This is a genomic window from Enterocloster alcoholdehydrogenati (genome assembly GCF_013282095.1).
Taxonomy (GTDB): domain Bacteria; phylum Bacillota; class Clostridia; order Lachnospirales; family Lachnospiraceae; genus Enterocloster; species Enterocloster alcoholdehydrogenati.
Window position 1 is genome coordinate 170,837 of sequence record NZ_BLTJ01000002.1, and the last position, 17,806, is coordinate 188,642.

A 17,806-nucleotide genomic window follows, 5' to 3' on the forward strand; every position below is an offset into this window, starting at 1 on the left:
CGCCTTCAAAGCATCAGGCGATCTCACCGTTTCGTCCTCCCCTGAGGCGTTCGGACAGCGTTTTTTTCAACGCAGGCTGCATATCCCTGTACACAAGTTCCGGCAGCCCGGTCTTGTCAATCACACCTTTTGTGATCGTGCAGATGCCAATGGAATCATCGGAAGGAATCTCATACATCAGTTCCATGATCGCTCCCTCCAGAATGGACCGCAGACCTCTGGCGCCAATCTTGCGTTCCACTGCAAGTCTGGCGATTTCATCTAAGGCCTCCTGTGTAAATTCAAGCTTTACATTGTCGAGTTCAAACAGCTTCTGGTACTGCTTGGTAAGCGCATTTTTCGGCTCGGACAGGATACGGACCATCGCTTCCTTGGTCAGCTGCTCTAAGGACACCTCAACCGGCACACGGCCGATAAATTCCGGGATCAGGCCGAATCTGGTCAGATCCTGGGGTTCCACCTTGCGCAAAAGCTCATCGATATTCATGGCGTTTCGGTCTACTACCTCTGCGTTAAAGCCGATGGAGCCCGCGCTTATACGCTGCTCCACGATCTTCTCCAGTCCATCAAAAGCCCCGCCGCAGATAAAGAGGATATTGGTGGTATCGATCTGGATCAGCTCCTGATGCGGATGCTTTCTTCCGCCCTGAGGAGGAACACTGGCAACAGTTCCCTCCAGAATCTTAAGAAGTGCCTGCTGTACGCCCTCGCCGGACACATCGCGGGTAATAGATACATTTTCGGCCTTCTTGGTGATCTTATCAATCTCATCGATATAAATAATGCCGTACTCTGCCCGGCTCACATCATACTCAGCCGCCTGGATCAGCTTTAAAAGGATATTTTCAACGTCTTCGCCTACATAACCGGCCTCTGTAAGAGCCGTTGCATCTGCAATGGCAAAGGGCACATTGAGGATCTTTGCAAGGGTCTGCGCAAGATAGGTCTTTCCGGAGCCGGTAGGGCCGATCATCAGGATATTGCTCTTTTGCACATCCACATCCATATGCTGACAGGAGGTCACTCGCTTATAGTGGTTGTATACGGCCACGGACAGCACCTTCTTTGCCTCCTCCTGGCCGATCACATACTCGTCTAAAAAGGCCTTGATCTCCTTCGGCTTTAACAGATGAATATCGTTTAAGGCAGAAGCCTCTTTTCCCTCTGCGTCTCCCGCTAGTTCCTCCTCCAGGATCTCAGAGCACAGTTCGATACACTCATCGCAGATAAATACATGGTTATCGCCTGTTCCGGCAATCATCTTTCGTACCTGATCCTGAGTCCTTCCGCAGAAGGAGCAGCGGATCGTGTCATCTGGTCTAATTGGCATACTCACTAAACCTACCCTTTCCTATCTCCTAAGTCTTATCAGTGATGCATGAGGATCTCGTCGATCAGACCGTAAGCCCTGGCTTCCTCTGCGGACATATAATTATCCCTCTCTGTATCGCGCTCGATCTCCTCAATGGGCCTGCCTGTATTGGCTGCCATAATCTCGTTTAACTTCTTCTTCGTCTTTAAAATATTCTCAGCCACGATCTTGATCTCCGTCGCCTGTCCTCTGGCTCCGCCGGAGGGCTGGTGGATCATGATCTCGGAGTTAGGCAGAGCAAAACGTTTGCCCTTTGCACCGCCTGAAAGAAGGAACGCGCCCATGCTGGCCGCCATGCCGATACAAATGGTGGACACGTCGCACTTAATGTATTTCATGGTATCATAAATGGCAAGTCCTGCGGACACGGAACCGCCCGGACTGTTGATGTAAAGGTGGATATCCTTGGAAGGATCCTCCGCCTCCAGAAACAGAAGCTGCGCCACGATAATGCTTGCGGAGGTATCATTTACCTCCTCGCCCAGGAATATGATCCTTTCCTTCAAAAGCCTGGAGTAGATATCATAGGAACGCTCTCCCCGGCTGGTCTGTTCAATGACATAGGGTACTAAACTCATGCAACCATCCTCCTGTAATTCTGTATTAAAATTCCTTATTTTCTAAATGAAACCAGGGAGTTCCTCCCTTTTGTGCGCCCTTCAGACACACGAAAAGAGGAACCCCCCTGCCATCCTGCGTAGATTAAACCAGCTTAGCCTCAGATACCAGCAGATCAACCGCCGCCTGAACTGCAAGATCCTGCTTCATCTGATCCTTATCGCTGTCTGTCATATAGCTCTTAAGTTTGTCAGCTTCCATCTTGTAAGACTCCGCCATCTTTGCGATCTCCTCGTCGATCTTCTCCTCAGAAACCTCAATGTTCTCAGCCTTTGCAACCGCCTCAAGAACCAGTCTTGTCTGAATGCGCTTTACAGCATCAGGACGAAGCTGATCCTTCATCTGATCAACATTCATGCCGGTGTACTTCATGTACAGATCCATGGACAGACCCTGGCTCTGCATACGGCGGGCTGTATCCTGAAGCATATTATCCACCTGAGCGTCTACCATTCTGTCCGGAATCTCCATGGTTGCATTCTCTACTACCTTAGCGACTACACGATCCTCATTCTGAGAAGCAGCTGCCTTCTCTTTTCTCTCCTGCAGCTTCTTCTCGATATCCTTCTTGTACTCGTCCAGCGTATCGAAATCAGAAACCTCAGATGCAAATTCATCATCCAGGACAGGAAGTTCCTTTGCCTTGATCTCCTTTACCGTCACCTTAAACATGGCAGGCTTTCCAGCCAGCTCAGCTGCATGGTACTCTGTCGGGAAGGTAACGTTGACCTCGCACTCCTCGCCGATGTTCTTTCCAATCAGCTGCTCCTCAAAGGTATCGATGAAGGAATGGGAGCCGATGGTCAGAGGATAATCCTCAGCTTTTCCGCCCTCAAAGCCCTTGCCGTCTACAAAGCCTTCGAAATCGATCACGGTCTGATCACCATCAGCTACCGGACGATCCTCAATAGTCAGAAGCCTTGCGTTCTGCTCCTGAACTCTCTTAAGCTCTGCCTCAACATCCTCGGCAGTCACAGAAGCATCTGCCTTCTCTACTTCCACGCCCTTGTACTCACCTAAAGTAACCTCCGGCTTAACAGCAACCAGGGCGCTGTAGATGAATGCCTGATCTTTGCCGATCTGCTCGATGGTAACCTCAGGTCTGGAAACGATATCCAGTCCGCTCTCCTTCATCGCCTCAGCGTAAGAAGCGTTGATCGCCTCATCTGCAGCGTCCTCATAGAAAACAGCCTCGCCGTACATCTTCTCGATCACTGCCTGGGAAGCCTTGCCCTTACGGAAACCAGGGATAGCGAAACGGTTCTTTGTCTTGTTGTAAGCCTTCTTGATCGCAGCCTTAAAATCCTCGGTGCTGACTTCAACGGTCAGCTTCGCCATATTTTTCTCTAACTTTTCTACCTGTACACTCATTATTACGGGTTCCTCCTTAAAATATATGTGATTCGCCCATATCCATGAGGGCGCTACACTTCAATGTAGCATTATACCATGGAGACGGGAAAAAGGCCAGCATTTTTTAAAAAAGTTCCTCTATTTCACCCGATCATACTGAATGGACGCCTTCACATTTCCTGCCTGCTGAGAACCCAGCAGCAGGCGGATCAGTTCGATGCCCAGATCAAGCGCATAGCCAAGGCCTCTGGCCGTAGTAATATTTCCGTCGGTCACAACTCCCTGGACCGTATAGGAAACCCCGTGAAGCATATCCTCAAAACCGGGATAGCAGGTGGCAGTCCTGCCCTTTAACAGATCCATCTCTCCCAGAATACTGGGGGCGGCGCAGATGGCAGCCAGCCTTCTGCCCTGTTTATTGGCGCAGCGGATAGCATCAGCCAGCCCCTCGTGGGCCTTTAAATGATTTGTTCCGGGCATACCGCCCGGCAGGAAAAGCACATCGGCATCATCCGTATTCACCTCTTCAAAAAGAGCGTCTGCAAGAAAGCAGATCCCGTGAGAGCCGGTAATCTCCCGTTTTCCGGTAACAGATATCAGGGTAGTCTCCACTCCGGCCCGTCTTAAAACATCCACCACCGCAAGACACTCCACTTCCTCCAGCCCATCTGCCAGAAATGCAAAAACCTTTGACATAATCATTTCTCCCTTAAATTTATGTTGCCGCCAGGGGCACGTCTTTTTGACATTATTTTATCATTTATCCCTTTTCCTGAAAAGAGATAAATGATATGATACTGTTTGACAAATCATTTAAAATATCAGTAAAAAGCACCAATACAATTCGTAAAAATCAGGAGGGTTCACGATGGAAATCGAACGCAAATACCGAATCGGCCGGTTAGCCGATCTGCCGAAACATTACACAAGCTTTCCCTGCCATGCCATAGAACAGGCATATCTGTGCACCGATCCAGTGATCCGGATCCGCAGGGAGGACGAGTCCTATTACCTCACCTATAAAGGAAAAGGACTCCTTGCCAGGGAAGAATACAACCTTCCCCTGACAAAGGAATCCTATGATCATCTTTTAAAAAAAGCTGACGGCATTATACTGACAAAGACCCGCTGGCTTCTTCCCGCAGAAGGGAATGAGGATCTGACTATTGAACTTGATATTTTTGAAGGCGTCTATAAGGGACTGATTCTGGCGGAAGTCGAATTTCCCACTCTGGAGGCAGCCCAGACCTTTTCCCCTCCGTCCTGGTTTGGCGAGGATGTAACATTTTCCGGCCAGTATCAGAACAGCCGCCTCTCCGACCCTACTCATAAACTGCAGTAAGAACGTGTTCCCCGGTCATAGTGACCCTGCTCTCACAGCTGATCATCTGGCCGCTGTAGATCCAGCCCTTAAAACGGTATCCTTCCTTTTTTGGCTCCGGCAAAACCCCATAGGTCTCCCCGTAGGTCACATATACGGGCTCTGCCTGATCCCTGCCGTCTACCGTTCCCCCGCCCAGATCAAACTTCACAAGAACAGAGGCCGGTTTCCACTGGGCCACCAGGGTCATGTCCCCCTTTACCTGATCATGGTCAAAGGCCCAGTCCCCCTCTGCTTCTTCCCGTTTCCAGGAGACAAATTCATATCCCGGCTTTACAGGATCTTGCGGGCGTTCTACCAGTTTCCCATACCGAAGCTTCTGAAAGGCAATCTCCCCTCCGCCCTGTGTGTCAAAGGTCACGCGATACCCGCCGTTTATGCTGAAAATAACCGTCAGCGCCACAGCCAGAATAATCATTCCAGCGATCAGGCCGTCCAGGATCCGAATGGGTACGTCCTTGCTGCCATAAATCCCCCGGCCAAAAAGCTTTTTCCTTGCCGGATCCGGAGACAGGCCTTCTCCTCCTGTCTCCGTTTCCGGCACTTTCTTCTGTTCGTCCATATACGGATCCTCCTGTATTTTAAAAATTGCTGTCTTTTATACACCAAAGGTGCCGCAAAGGCGGCTTTTCCGCCCTCACAGCACCCCTTTTTCAGCTCCCACAGCCTTAAACGGCCGCAGGGGACATTCCCTATTACTTTCTGACCAGATATTTTCTCATATCGATGGAGCAGGCCACCAGGATAATAAGACCCTTGATGATGTACTGCAGATTCTGGTTAATGGACAGGAAGTTCAGTGCCACGAAGATGATGCGCAGAAGGAACACGCCCATTACCACACCGCTGATCTTACCGGTACCGCCAACGAAAGACACGCCGCCGATTACGCAGGCTGCGATGGCATCGCACTCGTAGTTTAAACCGGTATTGGCCGTATTGGAGCCGATACGTGCAGACTCGATGAAACCGGTCAGGCCGTACATCATACCAGCCAGCGTATGTACCATGATGATGGTCTTATTTACGTTTACGCCGGATACGTTGGCCGCTTCCGGGTTGGAACCTACGGCAAACATATTCTTGCCGAATGCGGTCTTATTCCAGATAAACCACATTACGATGATGATAATGATGGCATACCATACATAGTTGGGGATCGGAATTCCTCCGATAGACAGTACGCTGCCGGTTACAAATTTCTTAAAAGAATCATCCAGGCCGGAAAGAGGCTGTCCGTTGTTGCCGTTGATCATAACATACATCAGCAGGGCGCCGTATACGATCAGCTGTGTGGCCAGGGTAACAATAAACGGATGAAGCTTAAACTTGGCTACGAAAAAACCGTTGACCCAGCCGACCACGCCGCCTACTACCATAACCAGCGGGATAACTACCCAGATAGGCATAACAGGAAGTCCGGGGAACATTCTTGTTGCATAGCTTAAAGACTGCAGCAGGGATGCGGAGATACAGGCAGTTAGGCCTACGACACGTCCGGCAGACAGGTCGGTGCCTGTCAGTACGATACAGCCTGCAATACCGCAGGCAATCGGAATATTAGCCGCTGAAAGGCTGATAATATTTACAATGGAGTTTCCGGAAAGGAACTTGTGGTTCTGTGAATAGGTGTAAATGATGGCAATGATCAGCAGGATATATAATGCATTGTTGATCAGAGTTTCTTTCCAGTAGGTTTTCTTATCTTTTGCATCCAGATTCTTGTAGTAATCGATCTTTCCCTGGATGGCTGCAAAAATATTGAGTCGGCTCATTGGTCCATATCCCCCTTTTATACATATTTAGCTGCAAGTGTCATGATCTCTTCTTGAGATGTGTTTCTGGCGTCCACCTCTCCCGCCAGCTGTCCTCCGGACATTACCAGGATACGGTCGCAAACGCCTAAAAGCTCCGGCATCTCAGAGGATACCATGATGACTACCTTGCCCTCGTTTGCCAGGTCAATGATCAGTTGATAGATCTCATATTTCGCCCCTACGTCGATTCCGCGGGTAGGTTCATCAAGAAGCAGCACCTCTGGCTTTGTAAGAAGCCATCTTCCTAAGATGACCTTCTGCTGGTTGCCGCCGGAAAGGCTGCGGATCTTCGTTCCCTGGGTAGGCGTTTTGGTGTGCATGGCATCAATGGACCACTGGGTATCCTTTTTCATCTTCTTATCATCCAGCATTACCGGAAGCGCCTTTCCCCGGTAATTTTTAAGGTTGGAGATAACCGTATTCTCACGGATATCCAGGATCCCGAAGATGCCGGTGGCACGCCGTTCCTCGGTCAGAAGCGCAAAGCCGTTTTTGATGGATTCCCGTGCATTGCGGTTTAATACCGGCTTACCGTCCAGGCGGATGCTACCTGATTTTCTGGTTGCGATGCCGAAAATATTTTCAAGCACCTCTGTCCGTCCGCTTCCGTCCAGTCCGGCCAGTCCGATGATCTCTCCCTTGCGGACATTGAATGAAACATCATGCAGCAGAGAATACTGGCCGCTTAGATGCTCTACCTCAAGAGCTATCTCTCCTGCCTTGTTGGTCTTTGGCGGGAACTGGTTGTTCAGCTCCCGTCCTACCATGAGCTTGATAATCTTTTCTGTAGTCAGCTCTTTTGCCGGCTCCGTGGCAATCCAGGTGCCGTCGCGCATGACCGTAACCTCATCGGAAATGCGCAGGATTTCTGCCATCTTATGGGAAATGTAGATGATGCCGCAGCCCTTATCCCGGAGCATATTGATAATCTCAAAGAGGTGCTCTACCTCCTGCTCCGTCAAGGATGAGGTGGGTTCGTCAAATACGATCACCTTTGCATCATAGGATACAGCCTTTGCAATCTCCAGCATCTGGCGCTGGGAAACTGGCATGGTGCTCATGATCCTTCTGGGATCTACGTCGATGCCAAGGTCATTGAAAAGTTTCTTTGTATCCTCATACATTTTGTGTTCGTCAATCATAACTCCCTTACGGGGATAGCGTCCCAGCCACAGATTGTCCATAACACTGCGCTTTAACGCCTGATTCAGCTCCTGATGCACCATGGCAACGCCATGCTCCAGAGCCTCTTTTGAATTTTTAAAACTGATCTCGTTGCCTTCCAGGTAAATATGCCCGCTGTCCTTATTATAGATGCCGAACAGACACTTCATCAATGTAGACTTTCCGGCACCGTTCTCACCCATAAGAGCATGAACCGTTCCCCTTTTTACTGTCAGGGAAACTCCGTCTAACGCCTTTACGCCCGGAAACTCCTTGCATATATCTGTCATTTGCAGCAGCACTTCTTTATCCATGCAGCTCCCCTCCCCGCTTTCTTAAATTCGTATGCTCTTTCAAAAAGCGGCCCTGCCTTAAGGCAGAGGCCGCTTTTAAAATCAGACTCTCATCATTCGCCTGTATAAGCAGCGTATGGGATATAAATCTTGTTGCTTACCTTATCGGAGATGTTGAAGCTGTCCGTTCCATCCATTACCGCTTTGCCCTCTGCCACGTTCTGTGTCAGGAAGGAAATTGCCTGTGCCATACCGTCAGCATCCTGCTTGATGGTACCGGTCATCTTGCCGTCAGCAATCAGCTGCTTTGCTGCGTCGGTTGCATCTACGCCGAATACAGGAATCGCAGTGCTTGTGCCGTCACCCAGATTATAGCCCTTATCGTTTAATGCGGAGATCGCACCCTCTGCCATACCGTCGTTGTTGCAGATTACAAGCTCGATCATATTGTTGTTCTCTTTGTTATACTGAGACAGGTTGGTAGTCATGTAGTTATTGGCAGCCGTTGCGCTCCAGTTGCCGTCCTGATCAACCTGATAGCAGTCCTTGTTGGAAGAATCAAAATATTCCAGTTCAGGCTTTCCGGCCTCGGTCAGAATCTTGTTGGCATCCTCCACGCTGTACTGCGTACGGTAGATCGCCTCTACGTTTCCTAACTGACCCATGAACATCGCATAGCTGATCTTTCCGTCGCCGTTTAAGTCTACGGCGTCATAGTTCTCTACCAGATACTTGCCGATCATCTCGCCCTGCATATGGCCTGCCTCAGGCGCGTCCGTTCCTACGAATGCGCACTTGTCATAGCTGCCAAGTACCTTGCCCTCTTCCTCGTCAGACTCAACGGCACGGTTAAAGAAGATAACCGGGATACCTGCTGCCTGAGCCTTGTCTACGATTGCCTGAGAAGCGTCTACGGAACCAGAGGTAACGATATTTACAATCAGGAGGTTAGCGCCTGTACTGATAGCTGTATCGATCTGCTCGTTCTGCGTGGTCTGGTTGCTGTTTGCGTCGTAATCCTGAAAATCAATTCCGGCTGTCTTTAAGGATTCGTCTAAAGCGGTACGTACGCTGGAGATATAGGTATCGCTGTATGTATAGTAGAATACGCCGACCGTCATATCCTCTAACTTCTTGCCTTCCTTCTTTGCTGCCTCGGTAACTGCTTCGCTTACCTTATCTGCTTCAGATCCGGCTGCGGCTGTATCATCTTTCGCTGCTTCTGTTGCCTTGGTCTCAGTAGCGCTGCTTCCGCATCCGGTTGCAGAGAATGCCATCATAGCTGCCAGTGCAGCGGCTGCGGTTCTTCTAAATTTTCTCATAGTTGTAACTCCTCCCAATCTTTTATTTGTCTTGGATACTATGTCCTTCTGACAAGTGTAATTTTAGTTATTTTTTATGCATTTTTCAATGCATTTTTATTTTCCCTATTATCGATTTTCTTTGATTTCTCTATTTTTCGACATTTTATTATGATTTTTTTATTGTTTTTCTACTCTTATTCAGCTTTTGTCCTGATTTCTCCCTCCGGTCTTACCACCGGATAAGAAGGGCATCTGAAATACACACCTTTTTCCAGGGAAATATCCTCCGGCGCTTTCCCCGTCTGCGCCAGGGACAGGGCCATACGGATCATGGTATCCCCATAAGCCTCCCGGTCAATACTGACAGTACCAAGCATATCCGAGGACTGTACAGCCTCCAGGCCTGCGGGAACGCCGTCGATTCCCACCACACAGATCGGGCGTATCAGCCCCAGGCGGCGGATGGCGTCTATGGCTCCCAGTGCCATGTCGTCATTATTGCCAATAACAAGCTCGATCTGTTCGGGAAACTGATCCAGCCACTGCCCCATAAGGGCATCTGCCTGACTTCTCTGCCAGTTGGCTATGCCTCCGGTCAGTTTTTCCACATCTACCCCCCGATCCTTCAGCGTCTGCACCGCCCATTCGGTCCGCATCTGGGAATCCTGGTGTCCCCTCTCCCCCTCCAGGATCACATAGCTTACCTTCCCGTCACCGTCAAGATCCAGGACAAACGGCTCCTTCTCATAGGCGTCTGCCATCATATTTCCCTGGCAGATCCCTTCCGCCTTTGGATCCGCCCCTATATAAAAGAGTTTCTCCCACCGGCTTATATCCTCCTCCACCGGCTCCCTGTTAAAGAAGATTACCGGCACATCCTGATCCATGGCCTTGTCAATGATCACAGACGCCGCAGACCGATCCACCATATTAACGCAGATCACGTCACAGCCCAGGGTCAGAAAACGGTCTACCTGGCTGTTCTGTGTATTCTGATCTTCCCTGGCGTCTACTACATCCAGGATGATCCGTATGCCTGTGTTTTTTTCATATTCCTTTGCCTTCTCCTCCAGCACACGGCAGATAGAATTAAGAAAGGTATCATCCTCTCTGTAAAGGGTAATACCGATGCGCACCTGACTGGCCTCATCCCTTTCCTTCCCCTGTTTTAAAAAGCAGCTATAAAGCGCAAAAACGGCAAGGATGGCAAGAACGGCTCCCATTCCATATCTGTATCCTTTCATTCCGTCTCCTCCTGTTTAATCCATCGGATATAGCATTTTCTCAAACTTCCGGCTGCGGATATCAGGGCGCTCAATATAAAAGGACTCAAGGAGGATCCTCTCTTTTTTCATCCCCTGGCGAATCCCCTTTACCGCCCGTTCCACAGCAAGATACCCTTCATTATAGCAGTTGTGAACCACCAGCCCCCGGATCAGCCCTCTGTCCATCTGATTCAAAAGATAAGCGGTGCTCCCCACGCCGAATACGCCGGCCAAATGACCCGTATAATGGTTGTCACTGTTTAAGATCTGGGCCAGCTCTGTCAGACTTTCAGGATCCAGGGCTGCCACCGTGGCCTTCCCGCTTCCCGGATAGAGCACAGCGTCCAGAGCCGCCTTGAAATCCGCTCCCTCCCTTTGACTGCACAGGATGGCCTCAAAACCATTTTCCCTTAATTTTCCCGTAAACCCCTCATAAATCTCCTGATTGTTCCCCAAAGACAGCCCCTTCGTAAATACATAGACGGGAGAGATACTGTCCGCCTGGGCCGCCACTGCCTGAGCCAAAAGTTCTCCCTCTCTGGCATAATCCCGCATCACTGAGGTAACAGGAAGTTCCTCAGATGGCTGATCCCCCAGAAGGATCAAAGGGCAGGAATAGGCGTAAGATCCCAGTTCCTCTTGTGTTGAATTTTTCTCTGCGGGAGCCAGCACCACGGCTTGAGCTCCGCTGTCGATCTCTCTTGCCACCAGTTCTTTCTGCTGCTTTGCCTCTCCCTCCTGATACAGCGTCACATAGCGGACATCGGCATTAAAATCTCCGGCCGCCTTTTCCACCCCTTTTTTGAAATTGGTATAGCAGGTGTCTGAGGTGGAATCAAACACAACAGACACAGAGTAGATCTCTGCCTTTTTTTCCTTAATGATCAGGTCAGTAGAGGAAAGGAGGAACAAAAGGCCCAAAACAGCACCAAAGATGCACCAGATTATTTTTTCACGCTTTGTCATATTCCTCCCTTTCCCGGATCCGGGAGTATTCCACTGCCGGCAGACGAATGGTCACAACCGTTCCCTCATCCGGCTCCGATTCAATGGAAAGTCCGTATTCTCCGCCAAAATACAGCCGAATCCGCTCATTTACATTTTTCACCCCTATCCCGGAGCCTCTGGATGAGCCGGTATGAGGCTGGTCGGAAAACAGCCTCTTTATCTGCTCCTGCGTCATCCCAAGCCCGTTATCCTCCACCTGGAAATACAGCTCCTTATCTTCCCTCCATGCACGGACCATGATCTCTCCGTCCCCGTCCATAAACTCCATGCCGTGATAAATAGCATTTTCCACCAGAGGCTGGAGCATAAGCTTTAAGCTTGCCAGATCAAGAATCTCTTCCTCTGCCTCAATAGTGTAGGTGAAACGGTTTTTAAAACGCATATTCTGGATCATCAGGTAGTTGCGGACGTGCTCCAGTTCATCCCTTACCGTGATGATGCTCCTGCCTCTGCTTAAGCTGATGCGGAAGAAACGCGCCAGTGCAGTAACCACCTTTACTGCCTGATCCGGCTTTTCATTTTCAATCATCCATACGATGATATCCAGGGTATTGTACAGAAAATGGGGGTTGATCTGGGACTGCAGGGTGTCAAACTCCTGTCTGCGCTTTTTCTCATGCTCCGAGACCACATCCGCCATCAGCACCTGTATCTGCCTTGCCATGCTCTGGACAGACTGACTCAGATGGCGGATCTCGTAAGAGCCCTGCGCATCCACCACTGTATTCAGGTTTCCCCTTTCAATTTCATTGACCGACCGTTCCAGATTCCGTATGGGAACTGTGATCCTGGATGATATATAGGAATTTGTGATCGTCATAAGGGACAGGATAAGGGCCGCCGCAAAGACCACTAAAAGCTGGGTCTTTAAACGGTTTAAGGACACAGCCTGCTCCGGCGCCACACCGATCAGCTTCCAGCCTGTATAGCCTACGCTCTTGACCGTTATGACCCGGTCTTTTCCCTGAAACTCTTCCCGGTAGACACCGTCCCTGTATCCGGCCACCTGACGGTTGTTTTCCTGCTCCATCCCGGAATCGATCAGCTGGGCCCTTGGATGGAAAATGATCTCTCCGTTTCCGTCGGTCAGGTATATATACCCCCCGTTTCCCAGGGTAACGCCGTCCAACAGAAGCTTTAACCCTGTATAATTTAAATGGAGCAGCAATACCCCCTGTCCCGTATCCGTCCCTCTGGTGATCTCCACCGCCCTTGTCATGGGGATCACCCAACGGTACTGGCTGCCGCTGCTTTCAAAGAGCTGCTGCACCTGAGGCAGGAAAAAATGCTGGTTTTCTGTTTTCTGAAGAGTGCAGGAGAACCAGGACTCCTTGGTCACGTCCAGATTATTTCTCACCCGCAGGGCCGGCACTGCCTCCAAAAGCTCCCCATCCTCGGAAAAGAGGGCAATACTGTCCGTCTGGTCCATATTCGTTTCATAAAGAAGGTTGAAATTTGCGTTGACCGATGGGTCTGACAGATCGGCGTCCTTTATGACGCCGTAATAGAGGGAATCGGAAAGCTTCATTACGGTTTTCAAGTAATTTTCCACAGACCGGTTCACCTGATCGATAAGAATCTGATTTTCTTCCATTACCGTCTCCGACACCTGTCCCGACATCCTGGTATACAGGGAAATGCCGATAAAAACACAGGCTGTCACAGCGGTAACAGTAAAATACAGGAAAATAATGGAGCGTATGCTGCCGTTTTGGAACGGCAGCCTGCGCTGGTTAAAAAGCTTCATTTACTTCGCTCCCCTGAATTTCGTGGGCGATACCCCGAAACGTTTCTTAAATACATAACTGAAATAGTTCTGCTCCTGATAGCCCACCTTGGCGGCGATCACATATGTCTTGTCATCGGTCTTGTTAAGAAGCTCCACTGCCTTATCCAGACGCACCTCTGTCAGATAAGCCACATAGGTTTTGCCGGTTTCCTTCTTGAACATGGTGGAAAAATAAGCCGGGCTCATATGGAGATGGCTGCAGATCTTCTCCACAGAGAGCTCCGGCTCCTGGTAATGCTCTAAAATATACTGTCTGGCCTCTTTGATCACCTGTTTCATGGTATTATCCCGCTCCCGGTTCATGGCCTGGTGGATATAGAGGGCCGTATTTAAAAGCCAGACAGAAAAATCCTCTTTTTTCTGAAGGCCGGGCAGCATTTCCAAGGCTCCGTCTTCCTTCAGTTCCCCGTTAAACACCGCCTCCGTATCCAGATCATACATCTGGAGAAGCTGGATCATGGCATTTGCCACTCCCAGCATATAGACCTGCTGCTGCCGGAAATGAACCTTGGCGTCATTCATCCGAACCATGATCCGGCCTGCGGCCTCTTCAATCTTCTCCCTGGGGCCAAACTTGACGGCGGCAATCAGTTCCGCCTCTTCTTTCCCGTCCAGCTCCAGCTTTCCCCGGTTCACCGGCTCCATATCATTGATGTAAATGGTGCTGCCGCTTCCCACGATGGCCTTATAGCCCAGGGAGTTGACGGCCTCCTTGTAGGAGTCGCTGATCCGCCACAGCTGGGCCGAATTATTTCCAATCCCAATGGTGACCGGCACTGCCAGGATCCTGCGCGTCTCCCTGCAGATATCTCCCAATACACTGATGACCCCCGTCTGACTGTTGTCCTCATCAATGGCCGCAATCACGGAAAGCCCAGTTTCTCTCGCCCCGGAGGCATTAAACAGGGCAAAGCGGCAATACTGTCCCAGCTTTTCCTCCAAAATCTGCATAATCGAAATAGGGATCAGATCCTTTTCCCGGTGAATGGCAAGCTCTCCCTGCAGGCCTGTTTCCGGTTCCTCAATGTCAATAGCAGCCGCGATCCATTTCCTGGCTCCCAAAAGATCCAGATCGTACTCCCGCATCCGGCCTTCCACTGTCTCAGGCTCCATATGGCGGCTTATCAGTTCATTCAGGAAATTCTCCCGGAGGATGGGGAGGCTGCGGATATAATTTTCCCGCAGAAGGCTTACGTTTCTCTTCTGCTCGATCTCCTGATCCAGATTCACCTTGATCCGTTTCAGGATAGCCGTCAGTTCTTCCACATTCACCGGCTTTAAGATATACTCGGTCACATTCAGCTTAATGGCCTGTTTGGCGTATTCAAAATCATCATAGCCGGAAAAGATCACAATCTTCATAGAGGGGTATTTCTGGCGGATCCGCTCCGCCAGAGTCAGGCCGTCCATATAGGGCATACGGATATCCGTCAGCACCACATCCGGCTCTAAGGCCTCGATTTTTTCCAAGGCGTCCTCTCCGTTTTCCGCATCCCCGGCCACCTGAAAACCAGCCTCCTCCCAGCCGATTTTGCGGACAATGCTCTTTCTCACTTCTTCTTCGTCATCTACCAGGATGATACGGTACAATTCCATATGTAAACCCCTTCTCTTTTGCGGCTCCCTTACAATACCTCCCGTTTCCGGCAGCATCACTCAGGGGCGGTTTCTTTACCGGCCGCTCATCCAGCCGTCTTTTCCTCCCAGAACACGCGCTCTGGAATAGGGCGTAAGCTCATCCTCATTCAGGAGCGTCACCCACTCCGGACGTTCCTCCGGTACGGCTCCGGGGCCTGTGCTGCCTGCCTCTGCAAAATACAGGGTGTCGTGAGCCTCTCTCTTGCCCCAGTCATGCCAGCCTTCTCTGCGGATGTGCTCCTCCATGCGGCAGTGCAGCAGCACAACCCTGGCGAAATTTCTCCATGGGCGGCCCAGATATACGCTTCTTGGCGGACAGTTTCCCGTAAAATGGCAGCCTTCAAACACGTAGCCGTATTCCTGGCCTTCAGGTGTGGACGCTGCGGTCACATAGCCGTTGATCTCCCGGCCGGTATCCTGAGAATACAGCTCACAGTTCTCAAAATACGCCGTGGCGCTTCCAAAGATAAAGTCGATATCTCCCCGGATAAAACAGTCCTTATAATAGTGGCGGCCATTGATCCTGGGGGCGTACTGCTTGGGACCGATAAAGCCGTTCTTTTCGATTTCTTTCGGCGGAAGAGGGCCTGTAAAGATGGTATCCTGACTGGCGAGCATCCGGCAGTTGTCAAAAAGGATCCGATCTCCGTCCACATAGAGAGCCAGAGCCTGACCCACCACAGCTCCGGGGCCTGCACTGTTTTCAAAGGTCAGATTCCTGGCCGTAAAATCATGGGTATCAATAAAGACAGAATAGGTTCTGAATGTGCCTCTTTTGGTTCCGTCCTCCATCTCCATCCGTGCGCCCAGGTTATAGGTGATCACCGTCTCCTGGGGATCCTCCCCCTCAAAGGTAAGAAAGGGGCGGCGGATAGTCAGGCGCTCCTTGTAAATACCCCTTTTAATATAAATAACGGCCGGACGGATATCATCCTCTTCCAGCGTGTTCAGTGCCTCCGTGATGGTGGAAAACTGGCTGGTGCCGTCCTTTGCCACAATCAGAGTGATCTGCGCCTGCATATTTGCTGTTTCTGTCATTTCTGCCATATAGGTTCTCTCCTGTCTGATCAATATTTCGTCTTTTTATCCTTTGTACTTTGGATTATTATACTATGTTTTTCCATTTTTTGCAATTGCGGCAAAGGTTTATGCAAACCTTACGTTCCTCCCCCTCTTAAAGCATTTTTCCTGTATATCTTATATGTTTTATAAGTATATATAATAAATAATCCCTATTGTGATTCTATTCTAATATATGCTATGATACATACAGCAGAGCTCCTTTGATTCTTCGGAGCTGCGTTTTGCGAAAACGGCGGCTGCTTATCTTTATTCTTTATCTCCATTTACAGAAAGGAAAATGATCTCTTATGGGCGGTTTTTTCGGAGTAGTTTCTAAAAAAAGCTGTACGCTGGATTTGTTCTTCGGCGTAGACTATCATTCACATCTTGGAACCAGGCGGGGCGGCATGGCCGTATATGAAAAGGGACGCGGCTTTGAAAGAGCCATTCACAACATTGAAAATTCCCCCTTCCGCACCAAGTTTGACGGCGACCTGGACGAACTCACCGGCACCATGGGTATCGGCTGTATTTCCGATAACGATCCCCAGCCTCTGCTGATCCAGTCCCACCTTGGCAGCTATGCCATCAGCACAGTGGGAAAAATCAACAACGAGGCGCAGCTGACCCGCTCTGCCTTTGAAAATGGGCATATCCATTTTATGGAAATGAGCGGCGGACGCATCAATGCCACCGAACTGGTAGCCGCTCTGATCAACCAGAAGCCTACCATCACTGAGGGCCTGCGCTACGCCCAGGAGCAGATCGAGGGTTCCATGAGCATCCTGCTGCTGACAGAGGAAGGCCTCTACGCCTCCAGGGACCGGTACGGACGCACCCCTATCGTGATCGGACAGAAGGAGGACGCCTTCTGCGCCTCCTTTGAAAGTTTTGCCTATATCAATCTGGGCTACACCGACTTCAGAGAGCTGGGGCCGGGCGAAATCGTAAAAATCCACGCAGACGGCGTAGAAACCTTAAGCGCGCCGAAAGACGAGATGAAGATCTGTTCCTTCCTCTGGGTTTACTATGGCTATCCTACCTCTACCTACGAGGGCGTCAATGTGGAAAAGATGCGCTATGAATGCGGCAAGCTGCTTGCCAGAAGAGACGAGGCACAGCCGGATATCGTGGCCGGCGTTCCAGATTCCGGCATTGCTCATGCCATCGGTTATGCAAACGAATCCGGCGTTCCCTTTGCCCGCCCGTTTATCAAATATACTCCCACCTGGCCCCGGTCTTTTATGCCCCAGAACCAGAGTCAGAGAAATCTCATCGCAAGGATGAAGCTGATACCCGTAGACGCCCTGATCCGCGGAAATAAGCTTTTGCTCATCGATGATTCCATCGTTCGGGGAACGCAGCTGGGTGAGACTACAGAATTTCTATATCAGAGCGGAGCGAAAGAGGTCCATATCCGCCCCGCCTGCCCGCCGCTGCTCTTTGGCTGTCCCTATCTGAATTTCTCCCGATCTTCCTCTGAGCTGGATCTGATCACCCGCCGCATCATCCGCGACCGGGAAGGGGATAATGTTTCCCAGGAGGTTCTGGACAGTTATGCGGACCCTGACAGCGAAAACTATAAAGCCATGATTGAAGAGATCCGAAAGAGGCTGAATTTTACCACACTGCGGTTCCACCGGCTGGATGATCTGGTAGAATCCGTAGGAATCTCGCCCTGTAAACTTTGCACCTATTGCTGGAATGGAAAGAAATAAACCAAAAGAAAGCAGGAAACATAA

General features: G+C 50.2%; 15 protein-coding genes. 2 read left to right on the forward strand and 13 right to left on the reverse strand.

Annotation, left to right across the window (positions count from 1 at the left end):
* Positions 1-13 precede the first annotated feature (13 nt).
* The 4 genes from clpX to HW447_RS03180 all read right to left on the reverse strand — a co-directional run bounded on the left by clpX (position 14) and on the right by HW447_RS03180 (position 4,039).
* Positions 14-1,330 (reverse strand): ATP-dependent Clp protease ATP-binding subunit ClpX, encoded by a 1,317-nt coding sequence (gene clpX / locus HW447_RS03165; protein ID WP_176253884.1) that lies wholly within the window; start codon positions 1,328-1,330, stop codon positions 14-16.
* A 38-nt stretch (positions 1,331-1,368) separates the two neighbouring features.
* Positions 1,369-1,950 (reverse strand): ATP-dependent Clp endopeptidase proteolytic subunit ClpP, encoded by a 582-nt coding sequence (clpP, locus tag HW447_RS03170; RefSeq protein WP_176253885.1) that lies wholly within the window; start codon positions 1,948-1,950, stop codon positions 1,369-1,371.
* Between the two features lie 124 nt (positions 1,951-2,074).
* Entirely contained in the window at positions 2,075-3,361 is a 1,287-nt protein-coding gene (tig, locus tag HW447_RS03175) for a trigger factor (protein WP_176253886.1), read from the reverse strand.
* A 120-nt stretch (positions 3,362-3,481) separates the two neighbouring features.
* Positions 3,482-4,039 carry a DJ-1 family glyoxalase III gene (locus tag HW447_RS03180; protein ID WP_176253887.1) on the reverse strand — a complete coding sequence of 186 codons (558 nt, stop codon included), beginning with the start codon at positions 4,037-4,039 and terminating at the stop codon, positions 3,482-3,484.
* A 172-nt stretch (positions 4,040-4,211) separates the two neighbouring features.
* Between HW447_RS03180 and HW447_RS03185 the strand changes: the two genes are divergently transcribed.
* Entirely contained in the window at positions 4,212-4,685 is a 474-nt protein-coding gene (locus HW447_RS03185; protein ID WP_176253888.1) for a CYTH domain-containing protein, read from the forward strand.
* Here HW447_RS03185 and HW447_RS03190 read toward each other — a convergent pair.
* The 9 genes from HW447_RS03190 to HW447_RS03230 all read right to left on the reverse strand — a co-directional run bounded on the left by HW447_RS03190 (position 4,666) and on the right by HW447_RS03230 (position 16,040).
* The gene (locus HW447_RS03190; protein ID WP_176253889.1) at positions 4,666-5,286 is read right to left on the reverse strand and encodes an InlB B-repeat-containing protein; all 621 of its coding nucleotides are present in this window, start codon (positions 5,284-5,286) and stop codon (positions 4,666-4,668) included. The genes HW447_RS03185 and HW447_RS03190 overlap by 20 nt on opposite strands.
* A 133-nt stretch (positions 5,287-5,419) precedes the next feature.
* A complete protein-coding gene (locus tag HW447_RS03195) occupies positions 5,420-6,499 on the reverse strand; it encodes a galactose/methyl galactoside ABC transporter permease MglC (RefSeq protein WP_176253890.1) in 1,080 nt (359 codons plus the stop codon).
* A gap of 17 nt (positions 6,500-6,516) precedes the next feature.
* Positions 6,517-8,019 (reverse strand): sugar ABC transporter ATP-binding protein, encoded by a 1,503-nt coding sequence (locus HW447_RS03200; RefSeq protein ID WP_176253891.1) that lies wholly within the window; start codon positions 8,017-8,019, stop codon positions 6,517-6,519.
* Between the two features lie 92 nt (positions 8,020-8,111).
* Complete coding sequence (locus tag HW447_RS03205; protein ID WP_243176185.1) at positions 8,112-9,320, reverse strand: galactose ABC transporter substrate-binding protein; 1,209 nt, start codon at positions 9,318-9,320, stop codon at positions 8,112-8,114.
* 176 nt (positions 9,321-9,496) lie between these two features.
* Positions 9,497-10,546, reverse strand: coding sequence for a galactose ABC transporter substrate-binding protein (locus HW447_RS03210; RefSeq protein ID WP_176253892.1), 1,050 nt, complete (start codon positions 10,544-10,546; stop codon positions 9,497-9,499).
* A 15-nt stretch (positions 10,547-10,561) separates the two neighbouring features.
* Positions 10,562-11,533, reverse strand: a complete 972-nt coding sequence (locus tag HW447_RS03215; protein ID WP_176253893.1) for a substrate-binding domain-containing protein — start codon at positions 11,531-11,533, stop codon at positions 10,562-10,564.
* On the reverse strand, positions 11,520-13,322 hold the full coding sequence (locus tag HW447_RS03220; protein WP_176253894.1) for a sensor histidine kinase: 1,803 nt from the start codon (positions 13,320-13,322) through the stop codon (positions 11,520-11,522). The genes HW447_RS03215 and HW447_RS03220 overlap by 14 nt, the downstream gene beginning before the upstream one ends.
* Positions 13,323-14,960 (reverse strand): response regulator, encoded by a 1,638-nt coding sequence (locus tag HW447_RS03225; RefSeq protein WP_176253895.1) that lies wholly within the window; start codon positions 14,958-14,960, stop codon positions 13,323-13,325.
* Between the two features lie 75 nt (positions 14,961-15,035).
* Positions 15,036-16,040, reverse strand: a complete 1,005-nt coding sequence (locus HW447_RS03230) for a pectinesterase family protein (RefSeq protein WP_408609673.1) — start codon at positions 16,038-16,040, stop codon at positions 15,036-15,038.
* 332 nt (positions 16,041-16,372) lie between these two features.
* Here HW447_RS03230 and HW447_RS03235 point away from each other — a divergent pair, with 332 nt between their 5' ends.
* Positions 16,373-17,782 (forward strand): amidophosphoribosyltransferase, encoded by a 1,410-nt coding sequence (locus HW447_RS03235; protein ID WP_176253897.1) that lies wholly within the window; start codon positions 16,373-16,375, stop codon positions 17,780-17,782.
* The last annotated feature ends 24 nt before the right edge of the window (positions 17,783-17,806 follow it).